Below are 22028 nucleotides of genomic sequence, written 5' to 3' on the forward strand. Positions count from 1 at the left end.
AAAATTAATTGCGCATTATAGCTTGTCAGGCAGGGTGTTGAAAAACGCCCTGCCGAATAGTGTGTTTCCGAAATTGCGGAAGCGGCCCGGTTTAAGCAGAGCCGAGACCCTAGTTTTGGCTAGATGGAAATTTTATCGCTGCGGTGATCGTTGCCGTAGAACCAGTTGACCAACATCCGGGTGCCGGTGACCGCGGTAAATACCGAAGTGGCAATCCCAATCATCAAGACCAGCGCGAAACCCTTAACCGGGCCGGTGCCGAAGCCGAACAACAATACGGCGACGATGAAGTGGGTAACGTTGGAGTCGAGAATGGTGGCAAAGGCTTTTTCGTAACCGACGTATATGCTGGCCTGCCGGCTCAAGCCGTTACGCAGTTCCTCGCGGATCCGTTCGTTGATCAATACGTTGGCGTCCACCGCCATACCCACAGTCAAGACGATACCGGCCATGCCTGGCAAGGTCAGGGTGGCTTGCAACACGGACATGATGGAGATCAGCAGTACGACGTTGAACAACAAAGCAAAGTTGGCGATCAAGCCGAACGCGCGGTAATAAGCGACCATGAAAAACACGACCAGCAGGAAGCCGGCAGTAATCGACATCATGCCTTGATCGATATTTTCCTGACCCAGGCTGGGACCGACGGTGCGTTCTTCGACGATTTCAACCGGAGCAGCCAAGGCGCCGGCTCTGAGTAATAAGGCCAAGGTGCGGGCTTCTTCGGGGCTGTCCAGGCCGGTGGTTTGGAAGCGTTTGCTGAAACTGTCGCGGATGGTGGCGACGCTGATGACTTTTTCGACTTTTTCCTTGTGTTGGACTTTTTCGCCGTTAACGACCCGGGTCTCGGATTTGTATTCGATGAACACCACCGCCATCGGCTTGCCGATATTTTCCTGGGTCATCTTGCCCATTTTTTTGGCACCGACGCCATCTAATGTGATGAATACGGCAGGTGAACCGTCTTGATCCAAGCCTGATGACGCATCGGTGATTTGGTCGCCCGTAACGATAACCGCGCGTTTCAACAGCACCGGCGCGCCGTTTTTGTCTTTATATAAGCGACTGCCGATAGGTTCGTGGCCGCCCAGGGTCGATTGCACATCATGCTCCACGTCCACCAAACGGTATTCCAGTGTGGCGGTGGTGCCTAACAATTCTTTGGCGCGGGTAGTGTCTTGCACGCCGGGCAATTGCACGACGATGCGGCTATCGCCTTGTTGCTGAATGATAGGCTCCGCGACACCCAGTTCGTTGACCCGGTTGCGCAGCGTGGTAATGTTTTGGCCCAGCGCCGATTTCTTGATTTCGCGCAGGTTGCGTTCGGGGATGTTTAACGTAAATTCATTCGGACCGCTTTCCACTAAATCCAGGCCGCGGAAGTCTTTATTGAGTACTTCTGTGGCGGCAACTCTGGATTCTTCGTTAGGCAGCACGACTTTGATGCCGCCCGCTTCCTTCGCAACCGATTGATACCGAACTTTTGCATCGCGGAAGGCCGAGCGAATGTCGTTGGTATAGCGCTCTTCCGCTTGTTTCAGCGCACTGTCCATATCCACTTCCAGCAGGAAGTGCACCCCGCCGCGTAAGTCCAAGCCGAGATGCATAGGGTTTGCACCGAAAGCGCGCAGCCAAGCCGGGGTGGCAGGCGCTAAATTCAAGGCGACTGTGGCTTTACCGGCCATTTGTTCGCGCAATAGGTCTGCCGCTTTCATTTGCTCGTCGGTATTATTGAATCGCGCCAGGATTTTGCCGTCGGCAAATTCAAAGCTTTTCAACGTGAAACCAGCGTTTTTGATGCTGGCGGCGACTGCGTCAGCCTGAGACTGCTGCAATGGCGTCGGGCTAGACGAAGCCAATTGCACTGCCGGGTCGTTGCCATAAAGATTAGGCAGCGCGTAAATCGTACCGACTAACAGCACGAAAATTACTAGGATGTTTTTCCAGACAGGGAAATGATTTTGCATGGTTATTCCATTAAAAGCAGTGACAGCCAGGCTGTTGCGAATAAAAGCGGGGTATATCGCAGGGTTAAAGCAAACTTATTCTTTGGTTTTTTTGCTGTTCAAGGTTTTGTAAGTACCTTTAGGCATCATGTTGGCGATGGCGTGACGTTGGACCTGAATAAAGCTGTTGTCAGAGACTTCCAGTTTGACGAAGTTGTCGTCCAATTCGGCCACTTTGCCCAAAATGCCGCCGGTGGTGACCACTTCGGCGCCTTTACCCAACGCAGCCAGCATTTGTTTTTGTTCCTTGTTGCGCTTGGATTGTGGGCGGATGAACAGGAAATAGAAAAATATCAGAATACCCAATGGGAACAGCATGCCTTCAAAGCCGGGTTGTACGGCGGAGGGCGCTGTTTGGGCCAGCGCATCGGAAATCAAGAAACTCATGGTAATCCTCTTATTGTTATCGTCGTTTTAATGGTCCGGCCGGGCGGACAGGCGCGCATTATGCCACACTAGCAGTGCTTATCACATTACGCTGTCAATTTGTCCGGTTTATGCTAGCGTTCGGCCAATCGCCTCGCCCAGTTGTACCGCTCTGCCGCTGGAGAAGTCGTCGTTCCAAGCTATTTTTTCTTTACCGAACAGGACGATAATCGTCGAGCCCATATTGAATCTGCCCATTTCCATGCCTTTTTCAATAATCGGCGCGTCTTTTTCATAACGCCAGGTCCTGGGAGCGCTTATGCTCGGTGGCGTGACGACGCCGTGCCAGACAGTTTCGACGCTGGACACGAAAATCGCACCCACCAAAATTAACGCCATCGGACCGGCGGCCGTGTCAAAAATACAGGCTACGCGCTCGTTGCGCGCGAATAGATTCGGCACGGCGCCAACGGTAGTGTTATTCACGCTAAACAGGCGGCCGGGAATATGTACCATTTCTTGCAAAGTGCCGGTCAGCGGCATATGCAGACGGTGGTAATCCTTAGGCGATAAGTAAATAGTGGCGAAAGAGCCATCTTCAAAGGCCCGTGCCCGTTCGGCGTCGCCGCCCAGTAATTCCAAGGCGCTGTAGTCGTGGCCCTTGGCTTGAAAAATTCGACCGTTGGTGATCCAACCGGCTTGGCTGACCGCACCGTCCGCCGGACAGACTATGGCGTCGGCGGCCGAATCAATCTGTCTGGCGCCGTCTTTTAATTCGCGGGTAAAAAAATCATTAAAGCTAGAGTAGTGATCTAGGTCTTGAAACTTGGCTTCCTGCATATTTACCCCGTACAACTGCACGATGGATTTGATGAACAGGTTTTTCCAGGTTTTGTTTTGGCAATGGGTCAGTTTGGACATCAAGCCGGAGAGTGCGTGATGCGGCAATGCGTATTGCGGCAGCACGGTAAACGTTTCTTTTAAATTCATGATTCGGAATCTGGGGTTTTGCCGCTGATGAAATACGCAAAGGCGATGACTTCGGCGACGGCAATATAAAGTTGTTGGGGGATTTCCTCGCCGAGCGGGACTTGCGCCAAAATTCGCGCCAGCTCCGGTTCGTTTTGCAGCGGTACGCCGTGTTTTTCGGCGATGGCCAGAATTTGTTGAGCGGTAAAGCCTTCGCCTTTAGCGGTAACTTTCGGCGCATTTTTGCCGTCGTACTGTAGCGCGACGGCAATGTCGCTGTTATAGAAGGTTCTGCCGCTCACGGCGATTTAAGGCAGATTGACCAATTCGGGTGCTTGCCAGCTTGGGTCGCGATGCTCGGCGATCACGGTGGTGTAAATGCCGCCGCGCACATTGAATTCGGCGCGCAAGCGCATGAAATTGGGTGAAATCGCCGCGACAATATGATCCAAAATCTCGTTGGTGACCGCTTCATGAAAGGCGCCGCGCTCGCGAAAAGTCCACATGTACAGCTTTAAGGATTTGAGCTCGACGCACAATGTGTTGGGTACGTATTCCAGAACCAGTTTGGCGAAGTCGGGTTGGCCGGTCATCGGGCACAAACAGGTAAATTCCGGGATGTCGATGCGAATCGTGAAGTCGCGCGCCGGCCTGGGATTTTCGAATGTGGTGAGGTCTGCGCTGGGTTTTGTAGTCATTGCTTGATTTGCGTTGTTAGGGATTCCGGAGTAGCGAATGGGATGTCCGCCGGTTAAGTCTGGCAATATTTTACCAGCTAAGATGCGGTAACGTATTAAGCATTTAAACTCAAGGAGTTATCTTGTTATTTTTGCGTTGGCGGTTGTGTATAGGTTCGGGTTTGGTTCTCCTGAATCGGCCGAAACAATTAACGGGTGGAATTGTCAACAACTTACGGCGAATGATGTAAACTAGTCGTTAAGGCGAATCGTAAAAACCGTTAAGATGTAAGTCCAACTTGCAGGGGAGTCGACGATGGAAATCAACACTACATACCCAAACCCAAATTCCTTGGCTAGCCAAGGTGTATCCAAAGATCAAAAAGCCGGCGGGATTGAAGCGTTGGCCGAACGCAGGAAGGCTGCCAATTCGCAAAATCAGGCCCAGAGACCAGAGCCCAGCCCGAGCGACACGGTTAGTTTGTCACAGGAATCTTTGAAATTGGCGCAGGCTGCCAGCGGACAAAATAGTGACAGTCAGGCCAGAATCAATAGCCCTGAGCAGGCGCAACAGGTGCTTGGAAGGTTGATCTCGGATATCCAAAACAATCCCGGTCAAGCGCAATCCGCTGTAGCCAATCGGCGGCCTAACAACTTAGGCGCATTGTTGAATTAGCTGCGGGCCTTTTTAGGCCTGGGCATAGACGACTAGAGCCAGTCTTGACGGATTGGCTCGCTTCTTCATAATCCGTTAAAACTACGTGGTTTTCCAGAGCCGAGTGCGTCAACAGGGCCGCCATCCTTTCAATTTCGAAAGAAATTAACCATAACGGGCTTCTCGATCAGTTTTTAGAATGCTGGATTCGTAGAATCTTGGACTCCCGCCTCAACAGGCCAGCACCGGGTGCAGTCAACAGTTTAGAGAGAACCGCTGTTACAGGCTGGGTCAAACTCTAATCGTCATCGTTAACCGCCATGCGATACCCCACCCCCACTTCGGTCAGCAAATAACGGGGCCGCGCCGGATTGACTTCCAGTTTGTGGCGCAATTGCCCCATGTAAATGCGCAGATAATGTTGATCGTGTATGTGTTCCGCACCCCAAACCTCTTGAAGCAGTTGGCGATGGGTCACGACCACCCCGGCATGACGGATTAGAATGCCGAGTAGCCGAAATTCGATAGGAGTGATGCGCACTTCGTGGTCGGCAACAAATACTTTACGCCGCGTCAGATCAACTTTTAACTGACCGCTTTCAAAAGTCTCTTGATTGCTCAGGCTGCGTGCAACCCTGCGCATTAAAGCTTGTAACCGAGCATGCAATTCGCCGCTGCCAAAGGGTTTGGTCAAGTAATCGTCGGCCCCGGCATCCAGTGCCATGATCTTGTTTTGCTCCTGGCTGCGCGCCGACAATATCAGAATGGGCAGGTCAGACAATTGCCGCAAGCGTCGCGTCACCGCGATTCCGTCCATGTCAGGTAAGCCCAGATCCAAGATCACTAAGTCGGGATTGGCATTGCTTAGCATCGCCAGGCCGGATTTGCCGCAGTCGGTTTCGATCATGGACCAGCCGCGAAGGCTGAGGCTGGTTTTTAGAAAACGTCGGGTTTGCGCATCGTCTTCTATTAATAGGATTAAAGGCGCATTAGTCATGCCAGGCCTCCAAGCGCTTCCGATTCGGCCAGCGGCGGCGGTTCGTGCAGCGGTAGTTCAATAAGAAACTCCGCGCCCTTACCGATGCGGTTTTTCACATAAATCATCCCGCCATGTGCCTCGACAATCGCCTTGCACAATGCGAGTCCCAGGCCAACCCCGTTTTGTCCGGTTTCGGTAGTGCCGCGATAAAACTTTTCGAAAATCCGAATTTGTTGGTTCTTGGCGATGCCCGGACCGTAATCCGCTACGGTTAAGCGGAATTGATCGCGCAGCGACACGGCTTCGATGTCAATTGGGCTGCCTGGCGACGTGTACTTAACCGCGTTTTCGATTAGATTGACCAACACCTGTTCTATCAGCACCGCATCTATCCAAACTAGCGGCAAGCTATCAGGCAGCAGGGTGCGGACCGGTCTGTCCTGTAATTGTCTATCCAAACGGTTCAGAGCACTGCCGACGATTTCCTCAATGGTGTTCCAGCTTCTGTGCAAAATGATTTGACCGCTACTCAGGCGGGCCATATCCAGAATTTTGCCGGTCAACTCCGACATGCGCTGCGCTTCTTCCAATACCGATTGATTCAGCTCTTGGCGTTCCGAGGCTGATAATCCGGCATCATTCTCTACAGCGGTGCCGACCGCACCAATGATGCGGGTCAAAGGCGTGCGCAAGTCATGGGAGATAGAGCTTAACAAAGCATTGCGCAAGGCTTCGGTTTCGGCTTGTAGATTAGCCTCTCGGGCCTGCGCGGCTAGCTGAAATCGTTCCAAGGTTTGCGCGATTAAGTGGCAGAAGGTGTTTACTTCCGGCGTTTGTCTAGCCAATGCTTCGGTTTGTAGGACGGCTAGAATGCCTTGCGCAGCGCTAGACCCTTGTAGTGGGTAATAGCTTAATGGGGGCTGAAGTCTGGCTTCACCTGTCTCGAAGGCCTGCTGTGCCAGTGTATGGTCGAGGCTTTGCAATGAAATGGGCAATGCTTGATTCGTTTGAATTTGCAGGCCGTTTTCGGTATTGGCAATCAGCAGAACCGAATCGGTACCAAATTCATTGTCGATATGTTCGGCAGCGATACGTGCGACGGCGTTATGATCCTGTGCCGCCGCCAGGTCGCGACTCAATCGATAGAGCGCATTGGTATGCGATTCTCGCTGTTTGGCTAACTCGGCTTGCATGCGCGATTTTTCAAGCAGACTGCCGGTGACATTCGCGACGATGATCATCACCGCCAAGCCGACGATATTTTCCAAGTCGCTAATCGCAAAGGAGAATATGGGGCGGGCAAAATAAAAGGCAAAGGTTGGTGCACTGAGTAGCGAGGCGACGATGGATGCGCTGCGGCCGTAGCGGCTGGCGACCAGAAATACGCCCAGTAAGTATGTCATCAGGATGCTGGCCGGTCCCAGCAGGTCACGCAAAGGCCAATCGATTAGCGTGCAAATGAAGGGGGCGGCGATGCCCCAGGCATGGCCGAGGAAGCGCTCGCGCTTTTGCGGGGATAGCCAAGCTTCGGATAGTGTCATTGGGGCGTCGATATTAGCGCGTGGGGTGCGGTTGTTAGCCATTCGACCGGTCAGAAAGACCCGGCATTGAACAGCATATGCGTACCGATACTGGCGAAGTAAGCCAACAGGATGACCGGGCACCATTTCATGTGGCTAGCAAAGGTGTATTGCCCCTTGGCTTGCCCCATCAAACCGATGCCCGGGGCCGAGCCGATGGCCAGCAGGCTGCCGCCGACACCGAGGGTCAAGGTCAGCAACAACCATTGGCCTTGCGGAATATCCGGGTGCATGGTTAGCACGGCAAACATAAGCGTACCGTTGTCGACGAATGCCGACGATAAACCGATCATCACATTCGCCAGAGTCGGGCTGAATTGTCCGTATAACACCTGAGAAATGGCATCAAGATAGCCGATAAAGCCCAAGCCGCCAATTCCCATCATCGCGCCGTAGAAAAACAGTAAGGTATCCCATTCCAGTCGGCCCACTTTATCGAAAATATCCAGGCGCTTGGCTTCGTTAGTCATCAAGTTCACGTCGCCGCCGCCGAAAAATAGCGAAAACTCCGACTGTCGCGGACTGCTCGGTTTATCGGATTTTTGGAGATAGAAATAAAAGAATTGCAACAAGGACAGGCCAGCCATCATGCCCGCCGCCGCCGGTAATCCCAACGCCATGTCAAAACCAACCGCCAAGCTAATGGTGACGCCGAACAAGAACAGGATGCGCTTGGCGCCGCGCGGTAACGAAATTTGCTCGGCGTCGACGATGGGTTTGTCTTTTGGCAAGGCAAAATGCATGGCTGCCGCCGGCACTAGAAAATTGACCAGGCAAGGTATGAACAATTTAAAAAACTCGGTAAAGCCCAGGATGCCATGCTGCCAAACGAACAGTGTCGATATGCCGCCCAGTGGGCTGAATGTGCCGCCGGCATTGGTGGCAATCACGATGTTCAAACAGCCCAGCGAGACAAAACGCGGACTATTTTTGCCAACGGCTACCACGACAGCGCCCATCAACAAGCCGGCGGTCAAGCCGTTGACGATACAGGAAATGAGGAAAACTAAAAAACCTGTTATCCAAAATAGTCGGCGATAGCTGAGGTCTTTACTGACCAGCCAGATCTTCAACGCATTAAAAATGCCCATGTCTTCCATCGCATTCAAATAAGTCATCGAAACCATGATGAACAAGAGTAATTCGATATACGCCTGCAAGTTACTCTTGAAGGCTGTGGTTGCCGGTAAGCTGTGGCCGTGCTGTTGATATGCCAGGACGATGACAAACCAGATTAAAGCTGCCGCCAGCAGCATGGGTTTGGATTTGCGCAGATGGGTTACATCTTCGAGCATCGCTGAGATATAGGCAACGATCATCACGACCAGCGAAAAGTAGCCAACCCAATGTTGGGTAAGGTCAAGATGAAAGGTCGGTGGCACTGCTGGCGTCGAATCGGCAGATACGAGGCCCGGAAAAATCAGTGATACCAATCCAAACAGATAAATGATCCGCAGCATGCGTTCTCCGGCTAACGAGATTAATTAAATGCCGCAAAATTGCTTGGTTTTCGGCAACTTTTGGCTATCTGCGGATTTTATTTTTAGCCGTGTAAAAAAGGCGTAAAGAGCGAGTGTTTGTGGGCAATGCCAAGGTATGCGCAAAGCTGGCGTCGACTGCAATATCGGGCGGTTTTCGGTTGCTGGATTTGGCAGTCTGACTTTTAGGTCGGCTTGGTCAAGCGATACCCGCAATCTGATTAAGTATTGATTTTCGAGACGAAATCCTGCTTTTGGTTTGAGGCCCTGTGTTAAGCCGATTTAAATTCCATTCGAATCGAAACGGCATTTCGACGATAATAGCGGGCTTTGTAAACGGTCTTGAGCGTCATAAATCAGGCATGAAGCTGGAAAAAATCAAACTTTCGGGTTTCAAATCCTTTGTCGATCCCACCACGATACCGATCAACGGCAATTTGACTGCGATCGTCGGTCCGAACGGTTGCGGCAAATCCAATATCATCGACGCGGTACGTTGGGTGATGGGCGAGAGCTCCGCCAAGCATTTGCGCGGCGGCAATATGGCCGACGTGATTTTCAATGGCTCGTCGGGCCGCAAGCCGGTCAGTATGGCGTCAGTCGAACTGGTATTCGACAACAGCGAGGGCAAGGCGGGTGGGGAGTATTCACAATACGCCACCATTTCCATCAAGCGCCAAGTCAGCCGCGACGGCCAATCGCTGTTCATGCTCAACGGCTCCAAATGTCGGCGTAAAGATATTACCGATCTGTTCTTGGGCACCGGTCTTGGTTCGCGCAGCTATGCGATCATCGAACAGGGCACTATTTCCCGAATGGTCGAAGCCAAGCCCGAAGATTTGCGGGTGCATATCGAGGAGGCGGCGGGTGTTTCCAAATATAAAGAGAGGCGTTCGGAAACCGAAACCCGCATGCGGCATACCCGCGAAAATCTGGAACGGTTGAACGATCTGCGCGATGAAGTTGAAAAGCAAATCAAGAATTTGGCCAAGCAGGCCGAAAAAGCCGAGAAATATACGGAACTGAAAAAGCAGGAACGCCAGTACAAACAAGAGTTGCTGGCGATGCGCTGGCAAAACTTTCAACGTTCCGCGCAGAAGCTGGAAGAAAAGCTGCAAAGTATCGCTGCCGAGCATAATCGTTTGTTTGTGTTATTGCGCGATACTGAAAAAGCCATGGAGCTGAAGCGCGGCGAACAAAAAGCCCAGCAGCAGCATCTGGATAGCACGCAAGCCGAATATTATGCCGTGGTCGCCGAAGTCAGCCGGTTGGAACAGACCATCAAGCACAATCAAAAAAGCCACGAAGAAACCCTGGTTGAAATCAATCGCTTGAAACTGCAAGCTGAGCAGGCGCAATCCGAATGCGAGCAGGACCGGCAGCAATTGGAGGAAATCCGTCAGACCTTGCTGGAAGCTGAAGAAACCATGATCGTGGCTCGCGAACGCGAAGAAGATTTGCTGGGCATTCAGCAAGACGCGCATCTGCAAAAGCAGCAATGGCAGCAGCAGTGGGAAGCTTTTTTGGCGGAAAACGCCGGCTACCGCGAACAAGCCGAAGTACAGCGGACCAAGCTGGTGCAGCTGGAAAATCAAAACCGGCAGTTGCAGACGCGCTTAGACAAATTAAATGGCGAACGTGGCGGTCTGGCCGACACTCAGTTGCAACTGGAATTGGAAACCCTGGATAGCAGCATCGAATTGATTGAAGCCGAACGCGAGCAATTACAGCAGCAACTGGAAGTTGTGCTGCAACGCATCGCCGAACTGCGGCCGGCCATCAAACAACTTCACGACAGCCTGCACGCCAATCGCGCCGAGTTGCAGAAGGTCAACGGTAAGATCAGTTCCTTGGAATTATTGCAGCAGCACGCGATGGGCAAGGACAAAAAAGACTTGGGCGTGTGGCTGGAGCAAGTGGGGCTGGAACAACAGCCGCGCCTTGCTGAGTTTCTGGAGGCCGAAGAAGGTTGGGAAACTGCCGTGGAAACGGTGTTGGGCAGTTACCTGGAAGCGATCTGCGTGGATAGCGCCGATTCGATATTGGGCGAGTTGCAGGATTTGACCAAGCAATCCTTGGTGGTGTTTGAAACGCATGCCAGTTCGAGCGGCGCAAGTACGGACTCGGCGGCTTTGGCCAGTAAGCTGCGCAGTCGCTGGGATTTATCCAGTCTGTTAAGCGGAATCTATTGCGCGGAAACAATGACTCAAGCTCGGCAAATGAATTTGCAGGCGCATGAGTCGGTGGTATTAGCCGACGGGACTTGGTTGGGCAAGGACTGGATCAAAATCAGCCGGGGCAGCGACAGCAAGGCCGGGGTATTGCATAGGGAAAAAGAATTACGCGAACTGAAGCAGCGGCAAAGCGAATTGCAAATGATGATTGCTGAAGACGAAGAGCAATTGGCCAACTCCGAACAGGAGTTGAAGGCCGCCGAAAGCAATCGCGAGCACTATCAACAAAAGGAAAAGTTGCTCAGCGCCGAGTTTTCCGCGAAGAGCGCCGAATACAGCGCGCAGTCGGCGCGTTTCGAGCAGCAAAAGCGCCGTCTGGAACAGCTTGATCACGAGATCGAAGAAATCAGCCTGCATCTGGCGGAAAATGCCGAAAGCATTTCCGAAGCGGAAATGATCAAGCAGGACGCCGAGCAGGCCTTGGGCGATTTGGGCGACAAGAAAACCGAATTGGAGCAATTGAATCAACAGATTCAAGCGCAACAGCAAAACACCGATGCCTCGGTCGATGAAGCGCGCCGGCACTTGCACCGCTTGCATGCGCAGATCGAATCGCTGAAGTCTTCGGAAGTGCTGACCGCCAAACAGATTGAGCGTTTGCAATTGCAACATCAGCAATCGGCTGACCGTATCGCCGAGCTGGAAAACAAATTGCATTTTTCATTAGCGCCGCTGGACGACGAGAAAATGCAGTTGGAAGAATTGTTGGAGAGAAAAGCCGAATTCGAGGACAACCTGCAGTCCGAGCGCCAGGCTCAGCAGGCTAGCGAGCAGACGGTCAGTCAGTTGGCCGAGCAATATTCACAGACTCAGCGTTCCTTGGAAAAGCAAAAAGAAGCCTTGGATCAGGTGCGTTTCGAGCAACAGGATAGCCGGGTGCGACAGCAAACGATTGCGGAGCAATTGACCGAGGTTGATGCCGATCCGGAGGCTATTCTAACTAATCTAACCGAAGGCGCGAGCGAAACGAAGTGGAAAAATGCCGTCGACGAGCTGACTGATCAAATCGAGCGGCTGGGATCCATCAATCTGACTGCCATCGAAGAGTTCAAAACCCAATCCGAACGGATGAAATTTTTAAACGAGCAGCATGACGATTTGGTCGATGCCTTAAATACTTTGGATCAGGCCATCAGTAAGATCGACAAGGAAAGCCGCCAACGCTTTAAAGAGACTTTCGACAAGATCAATAGTGGCTTGAAAGAAAAATTTCCGCGTTTGTTCGGCGGTGGCCAGGCTTATCTGGAGCTCACCGAAGACGATTTGCTGGAAGCCGGCGTCAACATCATTGCCCGGCCGCCCGGCAAGCGGAACAGTTCGATACATTTGTTATCCGGTGGCGAAAAGGCCTTGACGGCTGTGGCCTTGGTTTTTTCTATTTTTGAACTGAATCCGGCGCCATTCTGTTTGCTGGATGAAGTGGACGCGCCGCTCGACGATGCTAATGTCGTGCGCTTTTCGCAGATGGTGGAAGACATGTCGGCAACCGTACAGTTTTTGTATATTTCGCACAACAAAGTCACAATGGAAATTGCAAAACATCTGGCAGGTGTTACCATGAAGGAGCCTGGAGTATCCAGAATGGTGGCGGTTGATATTGATGAAGCAGTGAGCATGGCAGAAAGCTAATGGATAAAGAATTATTAAGAGTCGTGATTATTTTGATCGGCGTGCTGGTGATGATCGGCATGGTGTTGTGGCATTTCGTCAAGTCGTTGCGAGAAAGACGCACCCCTGACGATTATTACGACGAGGACTCTTACGACGACCGAGTGGTTGACGAGTTTTCGGTCGAGGAAGACGACGATGAGATGGATGTATTTGCGTTAGGCAACGAGTTGGTTGATGGAGATGCTCTGTTAGACGATCAAGCCATCAAGCCCAGCCCAAAACCTTCTGCCGATGCTTTGCGCAAGGATGTCGAGAAAAAACAAGCCGCAACCTTGGCTAATTCGCGGCGTTTGGAATTGCCGGCTTTGATCGAGTTCAGCATCGTTGCTCGGGCGGATCAAGGCTTTAATGGCGAAGATCTGTTCGAGGCTTTCGAACGTGTGGGCTTGCGCTATGGCAGTGTGCGGGTATTCGAGCGGGTGGATGCCAATCGCATGGTCGATTTCGCAGTCGCCAGCATGGTTGACCCTGGTACTTTCCCGGACACCGGGCTACAAGATTTTTATTGCCCCGGCATCGTGTTTTTTATGCAACCGCGCGAGGTCGATGCGCCCTTGGCGGTATTCGACGATTTCATGGAAACCATCGATACGTTGGCCGACGAACTTGACGGCGTGGTCTGGGACAACCAGCGGCAACCGCTGACTGCAGAAACCGTCGCGCAATTCAGACAAATACTGGCCAAGGCCGCCTAAAGCAGTACCTCGCGGGGGCAGGGCCGCCGCCGCATTTATTCTGTAAACCTAACGAATTAACTAGAAGCTAAGTGGATCAAAAAAATATCAGAAATTTCTCCATCATTGCCCATATCGATCACGGGAAATCGACATTGGCAGACCGATTCATTCAAATTTGTGGCGGCTTAAGCGACCGGGAAATGGAGGCGCAGGTACTCGATTCCATGGATCTGGAACGGGAACGCGGCATTACCATCAAGGCGCAAAGCGTCACCCTGGATTACAAGGCCAGTGACGGCGTCACCTATCAGCTGAACTTTATCGACACGCCAGGCCACGTGGATTTTTCCTATGAAGTTTCGCGTTCGCTGGCGGCTTGCGAGGGCGCCTTGCTGGTCGTCGATGCGGCTCAAGGCGTCGAAGCGCAAAGCGTCGCTAACTGCTACACCGCCATCGAACAAGGTTTGGAAGTCGTGCCGGTCTTGAACAAGATCGATTTGCCGTCAGCTGAGCCCGAGCGGGTGATGGAAGAAATCGAGAATGTGATCGGCATTCCGGCCGATGAAGCTTTGAAGATCAGCGCGAAGACCGGCATTGGTGTCGAAGCCGTGCTGGATCAACTGATTCAAAAGATTCCGCCGCCAGCGGGTGATGAAAATGCGCCGTTACAGGCTTTAATCATCGATTCCTGGTTCGACAACTATCTGGGCGTGGTGTCCTTGGTGCGCATCGTCAACGGTAGTTTGCGGAAAAAGCAAAAAATTACCGTCATGTCGACCGGAAAGTCATTTCTGGTTGATAAATTGGGCGTTTATACCCCCAAACAATTGGAAAAGCAGCAACTCAACACCGGTGAGGTGGGATTCATTGTCGCCGGCATCAAGGACATTTTCGGCGCGCCGGTCGGAGACACCATTACGGCTACCGACAATCCCGCCAGCGAAGTACTGCCGGGGTTTGAAAAAGTCCAGCCGCGGGTGTTTGCTGGTTTGTATCCGGTCAGTTCCGACGATTTCGGCGCTATGCGCGAAGCGTTGGATAAATTGCGCCTGAACGACTCGGCACTCAATTACGAGCCGGAAACCTCGCAAGCGCTGGGTTTTGGCTTTCGTTGCGGCTTCCTAGGCATGTTGCATATGGAGATCGTCCAGGAACGGCTGGAGCGCGAATACAACATCGATCTGATTACCACCGCGCCGACTGTTATTTACGAAGTGGAAACCCATGGCGGCGAGGTCGTTATGGTCGACAATCCGGCTAAGCTGCCGGACGTCGGCACCATTGTCGAGATTCGCGAACCGATTATTCAGGCCAATATTCTGGTGCCGCAGGCCTACTTGGGTAACGTGATCAATCTGTGTATCGAAAAACGCGGTATCCAAAAAAACATGCAATACGCCGGTAGCCAGGTCTCCTTGAGCTACGAACTACCGATGAGCGAAGTGGTACTGGACTTTTTTGACCGTTTGAAATCCTGCAGCCGCGGCTATGCGTCTTTCGATTACGAATTTTTGCGCTTCGAGCCTGCGCCGCTGGTTAAGCTGGACGTTTTGATCAACGGCGACAAAGTCGATGCCTTGTCTATTATTGTGCATCGGGATTTGAGTCAGAACCGTGGTCGAGATTTAGTCGATAAGATGAAAGATCTGATTCCGCGGCAGATGTACGAAGTGGCGATCCAGGCGGCCATTGGCGCAAAAGTCATCGCCCGCTCTACGGTCAAAGCCATGCGCAAAAATGTCACAGCCAAATGTTATGGTGGCGACATTACCCGTAAGAAAAAGCTGCTGGAAAAACAGAAAGCCGGTAAGAAACGCATGAAGCAGGTGGGTAGTATCGAGATTCCACAGGAAGCCTTCCTGGCGGTGTTGCAGGTCAATAAAGAGTAATAACGATCAATTATGGATTACGATTTTTCATTTTTTCTGGTGGTAGCCAGTTTTGTCACCGGCGTAGTCTGGGGTGGCTATAGCTTATATCTGAAGCGGGCCAATCTGCCTTATCCTACTGAGAACGAGCCGCTACTGGTCGAATATGCCCGTTCGTTTTTTCCGGTAGTGTTGATCGTATTGTTGCTGCGCTCGTTTCTGTTCGAACCTTTCCGGATTCCCTCGGGATCGATGATGCCGACATTGTTGGTCGGTGATTTTATTTTGGTGAATAAATTCAGTTATGGGGTGCGCTTACCGGTGCTGAACACCAAGGTTATAGAAATGGGTGAGCCCAAGCGCGGCGATATCGTGGTGTTCAGGTTTCCGAAACAGCCGGAAGTCGATTACATCAAACGAGTGATAGGTTTGCCGGGCGACCGCGTCGCTTACTTTGACAAAAAGCTTTACGTCAACGGCGTACCCGCCAAGCAAGTGTCGCTTGGGCGTTATCAAGGCGTCGGGCAGGGCAGCAATATGAGCGGTGCCGAGCGGCTGGAAGAGGATTTGTTGGGGGTTGAGCATTCCATCCTGGTAAGTCACGGGGCTTCGTCCGTAGAGGATGTGTTCGTCGTGCCGCAGGGTCAGTATTTCGTCATGGGCGATAACCGCGATAACAGTAATGACAGTCGTTATTGGGGTACGGTACCGGAAGCTAATCTGGTTGGTAGAGCCTTTTTTATCTGGATGAATTGGGACTGGCAAAATAACGGTATTGCTTTCGACCGGCTAGGCACAGTGCTGCGTTGAGCGGTTTGCTGCAAGATAATCCGAAAAAACAATGCTTATTGCGGTGGACTCTCAACAGTCGTCGGTTTATTTCTAATTTTTCTCGGGGGTAGTGTTATGCCGTCATCATTAAAAAAACAACGCGGTTTAACCTTTCTGTCCATTGCCTTTATTTTGGCGTTAATTGGTTTTTTTACCTTATTGATTCTAAAAATAGCGCCGATTTACATCAATCATAGCCGGGTGGTAAACGCCTTGAAAGCGGTGGAAAACACTACCGATATAGTGACTAAAACTAAGTCTGATATAAAGGGTAGCTTGGAAAAACGCTTTGATATGAATTATGTAGAGCACGTCACCAATGACAATATCAAAATTGTCGCGCAACCCGGCTATGTACGGGTTGACATAGACTATGAGCGTGTAGAACCCATCATGGGGAATTTGAGTGTGTTGGTTGAGTTCCACGAGGGATTCGAAGCTGGCAACAAGTGATTAAGAAACCTGAAATTCTTGCCGGCAAGTTGGGTTTAAGGTTTAACGATCCCAGCTTATTTACGATGGCTTTGACTCATCGCAGCATGGGGGCCAGAAACAACGAGCGTCTCGAATATTTGGGCGATTCCGTGCTGGGCTTCGTGATCGCCCAAAAACTATACGAACTGTTCCCCGAGGCGGGAGAGGGCGCCTTAAGTCGGCTGCGGGCCAGTTTGGTCAATCAGAATTCGCTGGCGGAAGTGGCCAGGCAGCACAATATCGGTGATTATCTGATTCTCGGTTCCGGCGAACTGAAAAGCGGCGGTTTCCGTAGAGATTCGATTTTGTCGGATGCGTTGGAAGCCATCATGGGGGCCTTGCTGAAAGACCAAGGCGTTGAGGTTTGTCAGCAGTGGATATTGCGATTATTCGATGACAAGCTGGCCGCGCTGAAAGTAGACGATTGGACCAAAGACCCGAAAACTCGTTTGCAGGAGTTGATGCAAGCCAGCCGTAAACCCTTGCCGATTTACGAATTGGTCAGCATGTCCGGCGCGGATCATGCCCAAACCTTTGAAGTGAAATGCACCATCGCATTAACACCGGAAACGCGCAACGGCGTGGGTATTTCCAGAAAAAAGGCCGAGCAGGCTGCTGCCGAAAATATGTTAAATTTTTTACAATCCAGGGATAAATGAACTGCGGATATGTTGCTTTAATCGGTAGGCCCAATGTCGGCAAATCGACGCTGATGAATCATTTACTGGGTCAGAAACTCAGTATCACCTCAAGAAAACCGCAAACTACCCGGCACCGAATTCTGGGTATCAAGACGACAGCCGCTGGTCAAGCCATCTTCATGGACACACCGGGCATGCACAGCGACGAAAAAAAGGTATTGAATCGTTATCTGAATAAGACTGCGGACAGCACCTTGCTGGGAGTCGATGTCGTGATTTGGTTGTTGGACGGCTTGTATTGGCACGACTACGACGAGAAGATTTTCAAAAAACTCGAGCAAGCCGGACTGCCGGTTATCTTGGCGATCAACAAGGTCGATAAAATCAAGGATAAGGATGCGGTGCTGAAGTTCTTCGCCGAGGCCCAGCAAAAATATCCGTTTCAGCATATCGTGCCGGTTTCGGCCTTGAAAAATACCAATCTTGAGCTGCTGGAACAGCACATTATGGCGTTGCTGCCCGAGGCCGAGCTCATTTATCCGGAAGATCAAATCACCGACAGGCCGGAGCGCTTTTTTGCCGCTGAAATTATTCGCGAAAAACTGACCCGGCGTTTGGGTGACGAATTACCTTATGCACTGACCGTGGAAATCGAACGCTACGAGGAGTTTCCGGAGCTTTGCAAAATATACGCGGCGATTTTGGTAGAGCGGGACAGCCAAAAAAGCATCGTCATCGGTAAACAAGGCGAAATGCTTAAAAAAGTCGGTAGCGAAGCGCGAGTCGATATTGAAAAATTGATCGCCCAAAAAGTCTATCTGGAATTGTGGGTTAAAGTGAAAAAGGGTTGGTCGGATAACGAGCGCGCCTTACAGAGTTTAGGTTTTAGCGATTTTGGCCATTAATGAGCGGCTTGGCCGTTTATTTACAGCCGGGTTTTGTTCTGCAGCATCGGCCATACCGGGAAACCAGTGTATTGTTAGAGGTTTTCACGCGGGATTTTGGCGTGATGTCCATGCTTGCCAAGGGTGTGCGTAAGGAAAAGTCGAAAATAGCCGGATTATTATTGCCTTTCAGTGCCTTGCGGCTGTCGTTTATCGATAAAAACGAACTAAAAATTCTGTCCCAGGTGGAATACGTCGACAGCTACCCTTTAGAGCGCTTGGCGCTTTACTGCGGATTTTATGTGAACGAGCTGGTGCAACTATTCGTGCACAAAGACGATCCCCAGCCCGAGATATTTAGCTGCTACGAGCGCTGCTTGAGTGGTTTATTGCTTGGTGAATGTATCGAGCAGACTCTGCGTTATTTTGAACTGGATTTATTGCAAGAAGCTGGCTACGCCGTTGCGATGGATTCGGAAGCTAACGGTAATCCCATCAAGATAGGTCAGCGCTACAATTTTTTAGCTGATTTCGGCATGGTCGCGGATAACGAAGGTTTGATTGGTGGTGAAACCTTGTCAATATTGGCCGCAAGGGCTCCGTTGGAAGGCCGCGCGCTGCTCGAAGCCAAGCTGCTCTTCAGAAAAATGCTGGATGGACATTTGCAAGGCAGACAGCTGAAAAGCAGGGATGTCCTGGCAAAAATTATTAAGTATTTATAGGCGAAAGACAAAGGTCAGGATGGATTGACCGTCTTTCATCCCTCTTTCTCATCCGCTTGCGGACTCATATTCAATGGAAAAACAAATCATCTTATTAGGTGTCAACATCGACCATGTTGCGACCTTGCGCCAGGCTAGAGGTACTCGTTATCCCGAGCCTGTGCAGGCTGCGCTGATCGCCGAGCAAGCCGGTGCCGACGGTATTACCGCGCATTTGCGCGAAGACAGGCGGCATATTCAGGACAGAGATATTTATTTGTTAAAGGATATGTTGCACACCCGGTTGAATCTGGAGATGGCCGTGACAGAAGCCATGTTGGCGTTTGCGGTTAAAGTAGAGCCGCAAGCTTGTTGTTTGGTACCGGAGCGCCGAGAGGAATTGACGACTGAAGGTGGTCTGGATGTGGCGGGCGCTGCGGATAAGATGCGTTCTGCCTGCCAACAATTGGCGGATGCGAATATAGAAGTCTCCTTGTTTATCGATCCGGATTGTCGGCAAATCGATGCGGCGGTTCAGGTGGGGGCGCCGGTGGTGGAGTTACATACCGGCCGCTATGCCGACGCTGTAAGCAAACTAGAGCGAGAGCAAGAGTTGCAACGAATCCGCACGGCTGCGGCTTACGCGCACCAAGCAGGATTGCAAGTGAATGCCGGCCACGGCTTGAATATCGCCAATGTGGAAGCTATTTGCCGGATCGAGCAGATTGTCGAGCTAAATATTGGTCATTCCTTGATTGCGCAAGCGTTGTTTTCCGGCTTGGATAGCGCGGTCAGGGATATGAAGCGCGTCATGCGGGAGTCGCGTTTACACGGTTGATGTAATGCAGAACGAACTCGAGTTTTATCAATTAACCTCGATAGGCAATCGCGAGGTCAATCAGGATTGCATGGCGCACCGGGTGTGCGCTGATTACGCATTATTTGTCGTCGCTGACGGATTAGGCGGGCATTACTCCGGCGAAAAAGCGTCACAATTTTTTTGCCGTAGCTTGATTGCTCTGGCGGAAAAATATCATGCTCATATATCTTCAGTAAAGGCAGAGACTGTCATGGCTGCCTGGATTGCGGAAGCTGTCAGGAATATGAGCGAACTATTTGCTGATGATCCGTTTGCAAGCGATGCTCACACTACCTGCGCAATTCTCTATCTGGACCAAGAACGAGCGATAGTGGCGCATTGCGGAGATTCGCGAGTTTATCGGATCAATTCCGAGCAAGTCCTATGGCGTACAAAAGATCATTCGGTGCCCCAACAACTGTTTAACGAGGGAAAAATCAGCGAATGGGAGATGGGGGTTCATCCCGATCAGCATAAGCTCACGCGAAGCATCAATGTATTGAGTGCGCCTGCGGTGGATATTGCCAGTTTCCCATCTATGAAATGCGGCGAAACCTTTCTGCTCTGTAGCGACGGTTTTTGGGAGTTTGTAAAGGAACAGGAATTGTTGGCGTTATCGCAAGAGCGCAGCGGAAAGCCGGAGTTGCAAAAGATGGCTAAAATGGCGGTATTACGCGCTCAAGGTAAAAGCGATAACGTTACTGTGCAGTGGGTCAGGCGGCGGCGTTAGCTGTTTAAGTGCAGGCTGGGGCTGAACCATGCAGCCCCCGGTAAACCGTATGGCTTAGTGTGTTGCCAAGCCGTGCTTTTGAATCCGGTAAAGCAAGGTGTCTCTGGAAATGCCCAATAAGCGCGCCGATTTGCTGCGATTGCCCTTGGTTCTGTTCAAAGCTTGCAGAATCATATCTGCTTCCAGTGCATCTAGTTGTAGACCCAACTCCGGCAAAGTAAAGTCCGAGCTGACTGTTATTGCGCTGCGGTTAAATTCGTGGGGCAGATTTTCCGGCTCGATTACTTTGCCCGCCAGCAAAATACTTAGTCTTTCGCAAAGATTGCGCAATTCACGTACATTGCCCGGCCATTTGTAGCTGCGCAGCGTTTTTATGGCTTGTCTACTGAAAGTAGGGGGTTCCAGGGAATGTGCGGCCGAGAAGTGTGTGAAAAAGTGTTTCGCCAGTATTTCTATATCTTCGGTGCGCTGATGCAATGCCGGCAATTCCAGCGGCACTACATTTAAGCGGAAATACAAGTCCTGACGAAATTGACCGTTTTCTATCAGCTTGGTGAGGTCGGCATTGGAGGCAGCAATCACGCGCACATTCACCATGTAGGGTTTGGTGCCGCCAACGGGTAAACATTCTCCCGACTCCAGAAAGCGCAAAAGTTTCGCCTGGATTCCCAAGGGTAAAGAATTGATTTCGTCCAGAAACAATGTGCCGCCATCGGCTGCCTGAAACAAACCTTGCTTGTCCGATACTGCGCCGGTAAAAGCGCCTTTCTTATGGCCGAATATTTCTGATTCAACCAGACCCTCAGGGAGTGCTGCGCAATTTAAGGCAATGAAAGGTTTATTTGCGCGCGGGCTATCCTTTTGAATGGCCGTTGCCAGTACTTCTTTTCCCGTGCCGGTTTCGCCTTTGATCAGCACGGTAACGTCGGTCGCCGCAACGATACGAGCGCTGCGAATCAATGCTTCGATTGCGGGAGATTGTCCAATAATAGGATCGAAGTTATCCACTGTAAAACCTCTCAAAACGTCATGATGTGTTCAACGCGCATCGGATAGAGCCATGGGAAGGCTGCCAATAGCGCAAAGATAATAAACAAGGCTGCCACCGCGTGTTTAAAGTGCCGGATTTTCGAAAGCCTCGCCAGTAATGAGGTCATTATACCGACACCCATTACGGCAGGTAAAGTGCCCAATCCAAATGCTAACATCGTGAGCGCGCTGTGGGTAATGCTCCCCGTGGTAACTGCTAGTGCCAATGCCGTATAAATCAGGCCACAGGGTAGCCAGCCCCACACCATACCAAACAATAAAGCTTGGGTGCGGTTTTGTACCGGAATCAATCGGCGGCCGAATGGTTCGATCAGTTTCCAGAAGCGCGCGCCCATTTTTTCTATATAGGCAAAGTACGGAAACCAGCCGCCAAGGTAAAGCCCTGCACCCGCCATCACCACGGCGGAGAGGAGTTGCAAAAATCTGTGCGCTTGACCTTGAGCAAAAGGTAAAGTTAAGAAGGCCTCCAGCACGCCAACCAAGGCACCGGCCATCGCGTAGCTGAGAACCCGGCCGATGTTGTAATTGAGCACGATGCCGAACAGACGGCGCTTATCGTTACGAAGTTCGGGTTTCAGGCTGTAAGTCAGGGTACCGATAATGGAGCCGCACATGCCTATGCAATGCAGGCTGCTGAATAAACCCATTACAAACGCGGCAAGATAGGAAGCATTAAAGTCGAGGTAAAGATGCATAAA

At 51.3% G+C, this 22028-nt stretch carries 21 protein-coding genes; 11 read left to right on the forward strand and 10 right to left on the reverse strand.

Annotation, left to right across the window (positions count from 1 at the left end; genetic code table 11):
• Positions 1-119 precede the first annotated feature (119 nt).
• The 5 genes from secD to queF form a co-directional block, all read right to left on the reverse strand.
• Entirely contained in the window at positions 120-1967 is a 1848-nt protein-coding gene (gene secD, locus QLH52_RS21725; RefSeq protein ID WP_319962936.1) for a protein translocase subunit SecD, read from the reverse strand.
• Positions 1968-2042: 75 nt separating this feature from the next.
• Entirely contained in the window at positions 2043-2393 is a 351-nt protein-coding gene (yajC, locus tag QLH52_RS21730) for a preprotein translocase subunit YajC (protein WP_084153212.1), read from the reverse strand.
• 108 nt (positions 2394-2501) lie between these two features.
• Positions 2502-3362, reverse strand: a complete 861-nt coding sequence (gene asd, locus QLH52_RS21735; RefSeq protein ID WP_319962937.1) for an archaetidylserine decarboxylase — start codon at positions 3360-3362, stop codon at positions 2502-2504.
• A complete protein-coding gene (locus QLH52_RS21740) occupies positions 3359-3643 on the reverse strand; it encodes an EscU/YscU/HrcU family type III secretion system export apparatus switch protein (protein WP_026603899.1) in 285 nt (94 codons plus the stop codon). Before QLH52_RS21740 ends, asd begins: the two co-directional genes overlap by 4 nt.
• A 6-nt stretch (positions 3644-3649) precedes the next feature.
• Entirely contained in the window at positions 3650-4039 is a 390-nt protein-coding gene (queF, locus tag QLH52_RS21745) for a preQ(1) synthase (protein WP_020485282.1), read from the reverse strand.
• Positions 4040-4334: 295 nt separating this feature from the next.
• Between queF and QLH52_RS21750 the strand changes: the two genes are divergently transcribed.
• Complete coding sequence (locus tag QLH52_RS21750; RefSeq protein ID WP_319962938.1) at positions 4335-4694, forward strand: hypothetical protein; 360 nt, start codon at positions 4335-4337, stop codon at positions 4692-4694.
• Between the two features lie 277 nt (positions 4695-4971).
• On the opposite strand, the gene QLH52_RS21755 is transcribed toward QLH52_RS21750, so the two are convergent.
• Genes QLH52_RS21755 through nhaD form a run of 3 tightly spaced genes read right to left on the reverse strand, consistent with a single transcriptional unit; the run spans position 4972 to position 8692 of the window.
• Positions 4972-5670: a response regulator gene (locus tag QLH52_RS21755; RefSeq protein ID WP_319962939.1), complete on the reverse strand. Its 699-nt coding sequence runs from the start codon at positions 5668-5670 to the stop codon at positions 4972-4974.
• Positions 5667-7235 (reverse strand): DUF4118 domain-containing protein, encoded by a 1569-nt coding sequence (locus QLH52_RS21760; protein ID WP_319962940.1) that lies wholly within the window; start codon positions 7233-7235, stop codon positions 5667-5669. The genes QLH52_RS21755 and QLH52_RS21760 overlap by 4 nt, the downstream gene beginning before the upstream one ends.
• Positions 7236-7243: 8 nt before the next feature.
• Positions 7244-8692: a sodium:proton antiporter NhaD gene (gene nhaD / locus QLH52_RS21765; protein WP_319962941.1), complete on the reverse strand. Its 1449-nt coding sequence runs from the start codon at positions 8690-8692 to the stop codon at positions 7244-7246.
• A 380-nt stretch (positions 8693-9072) separates the two neighbouring features.
• Between nhaD and smc the strand changes: the two genes are divergently transcribed.
• The 10 genes from smc to QLH52_RS21815 all read left to right on the forward strand — a co-directional run bounded on the left by smc (position 9073) and on the right by QLH52_RS21815 (position 20280).
• On the forward strand, positions 9073-12573 hold the full coding sequence (gene smc, locus QLH52_RS21770) for a chromosome segregation protein SMC (RefSeq protein ID WP_319962942.1): 3501 nt from the start codon (positions 9073-9075) through the stop codon (positions 12571-12573).
• A complete protein-coding gene (locus QLH52_RS21775) occupies positions 12573-13310 on the forward strand; it encodes a cell division protein ZipA C-terminal FtsZ-binding domain-containing protein (protein WP_033155538.1) in 738 nt (245 codons plus the stop codon). The genes smc and QLH52_RS21775 overlap by 1 nt, the downstream gene beginning before the upstream one ends.
• A 71-nt stretch (positions 13311-13381) precedes the next feature.
• A complete protein-coding gene (gene lepA / locus QLH52_RS21780; protein ID WP_101054918.1) occupies positions 13382-15181 on the forward strand; it encodes a translation elongation factor 4 in 1800 nt (599 codons plus the stop codon).
• Between the two features lie 12 nt (positions 15182-15193).
• The gene (lepB, locus tag QLH52_RS21785) at positions 15194-15970 is read left to right on the forward strand and encodes a signal peptidase I (RefSeq protein WP_033155536.1); all 777 of its coding nucleotides are present in this window, start codon (positions 15194-15196) and stop codon (positions 15968-15970) included.
• A 96-nt stretch (positions 15971-16066) separates the two neighbouring features.
• On the forward strand, positions 16067-16444 hold the full coding sequence (locus tag QLH52_RS21790; protein WP_033155535.1) for a DUF4845 domain-containing protein: 378 nt from the start codon (positions 16067-16069) through the stop codon (positions 16442-16444).
• Positions 16441-17124, forward strand: coding sequence for a ribonuclease III (rnc, locus tag QLH52_RS21795; RefSeq protein ID WP_033155534.1), 684 nt, complete (start codon positions 16441-16443; stop codon positions 17122-17124). The genes QLH52_RS21790 and rnc overlap by 4 nt, the downstream gene beginning before the upstream one ends.
• The gene (era, locus tag QLH52_RS21800) at positions 17121-18011 is read left to right on the forward strand and encodes a GTPase Era (protein WP_101054920.1); all 891 of its coding nucleotides are present in this window, start codon (positions 17121-17123) and stop codon (positions 18009-18011) included. The genes rnc and era overlap by 4 nt, the downstream gene beginning before the upstream one ends.
• Positions 18011-18712: a DNA repair protein RecO gene (recO, locus tag QLH52_RS21805; protein WP_101054922.1), complete on the forward strand. Its 702-nt coding sequence runs from the start codon at positions 18011-18013 to the stop codon at positions 18710-18712. The genes era and recO overlap by 1 nt, the downstream gene beginning before the upstream one ends.
• A 73-nt stretch (positions 18713-18785) precedes the next feature.
• Positions 18786-19529, forward strand: a complete 744-nt coding sequence (pdxJ, locus tag QLH52_RS21810; RefSeq protein ID WP_319962943.1) for a pyridoxine 5'-phosphate synthase — start codon at positions 18786-18788, stop codon at positions 19527-19529.
• Positions 19530-19533: 4 nt separating this feature from the next.
• Entirely contained in the window at positions 19534-20280 is a 747-nt protein-coding gene (locus tag QLH52_RS21815; RefSeq protein WP_319962944.1) for a PP2C family protein-serine/threonine phosphatase, read from the forward strand.
• 54 nt (positions 20281-20334) lie between these two features.
• Here QLH52_RS21815 and QLH52_RS21820 read toward each other — a convergent pair whose 3' ends face one another.
• Positions 20335-21288 (reverse strand): sigma-54 interaction domain-containing protein, encoded by a 954-nt coding sequence (locus QLH52_RS21820; RefSeq protein ID WP_033155529.1) that lies wholly within the window; start codon positions 21286-21288, stop codon positions 20335-20337.
• A gap of 11 nt (positions 21289-21299) precedes the next feature.
• The gene (locus QLH52_RS21825) at positions 21300-22025 is read right to left on the reverse strand and encodes a sulfite exporter TauE/SafE family protein (protein ID WP_020485298.1); all 726 of its coding nucleotides are present in this window, start codon (positions 22023-22025) and stop codon (positions 21300-21302) included.
• Positions 22026-22028 lie beyond the last annotated feature (3 nt).

This window comes from Methylomonas defluvii (genome assembly GCF_033949435.1).
Lineage (GTDB): Bacteria > Pseudomonadota > Gammaproteobacteria > Methylococcales > Methylomonadaceae > Methylomonas > Methylomonas defluvii.

Bases quoted from the DNA above. Each gene is read 5' to 3' on its own strand.
- era (WP_101054920.1), top strand. From the start codon at position 17,121: ATGAACTGCGGATATGTTGCTTTAATCGGTAGGCCCAATGTCGGCAAA.
- QLH52_RS21755 (WP_319962939.1), bottom strand. From the start codon at position 5,670: ATGACTAATGCGCCTTTAATCCTATTAATAGAAGACGATGCGCAAACC.
- asd (WP_319962937.1), bottom strand. From the start codon at position 3,362: ATGAATTTAAAAGAAACGTTTACCGTGCTGCCGCAATACGCATTGCCG.
- queF (WP_020485282.1), bottom strand. From the start codon at position 4,039: ATGACTACAAAACCCAGCGCAGACCTCACCACATTCGAAAATCCCAGG.
- QLH52_RS21760 (WP_319962940.1), bottom strand. From the start codon at position 7,235: ATGGCTAACAACCGCACCCCACGCGCTAATATCGACGCCCCAATGACA.
- recO (WP_101054922.1), top strand. From the start codon at position 18,011: ATGAGCGGCTTGGCCGTTTATTTACAGCCGGGTTTTGTTCTGCAGCAT.
- QLH52_RS21825 (WP_020485298.1), bottom strand. From the start codon at position 22,025: ATGCATCTTTACCTCGACTTTAATGCTTCCTATCTTGCCGCGTTTGTA.
- QLH52_RS21790 (WP_033155535.1), top strand. From the start codon at position 16,067: ATGCCGTCATCATTAAAAAAACAACGCGGTTTAACCTTTCTGTCCATT.
- pdxJ (WP_319962943.1), top strand. From the start codon at position 18,786: ATGGAAAAACAAATCATCTTATTAGGTGTCAACATCGACCATGTTGCG.
- nhaD (WP_319962941.1), bottom strand. From the start codon at position 8,692: ATGCTGCGGATCATTTATCTGTTTGGATTGGTATCACTGATTTTTCCG.
- QLH52_RS21775 (WP_033155538.1), top strand. From the start codon at position 12,573: ATGGATAAAGAATTATTAAGAGTCGTGATTATTTTGATCGGCGTGCTG.
- smc (WP_319962942.1), top strand. From the start codon at position 9,073: ATGAAGCTGGAAAAAATCAAACTTTCGGGTTTCAAATCCTTTGTCGAT.
- secD (WP_319962936.1), bottom strand. From the start codon at position 1,967: ATGCAAAATCATTTCCCTGTCTGGAAAAACATCCTAGTAATTTTCGTG.
- QLH52_RS21750 (WP_319962938.1), top strand. From the start codon at position 4,335: ATGGAAATCAACACTACATACCCAAACCCAAATTCCTTGGCTAGCCAA.
- yajC (WP_084153212.1), bottom strand. From the start codon at position 2,393: ATGAGTTTCTTGATTTCCGATGCGCTGGCCCAAACAGCGCCCTCCGCC.
- lepB (WP_033155536.1), top strand. From the start codon at position 15,194: ATGGATTACGATTTTTCATTTTTTCTGGTGGTAGCCAGTTTTGTCACC.
- QLH52_RS21815 (WP_319962944.1), top strand. From the start codon at position 19,534: ATGCAGAACGAACTCGAGTTTTATCAATTAACCTCGATAGGCAATCGC.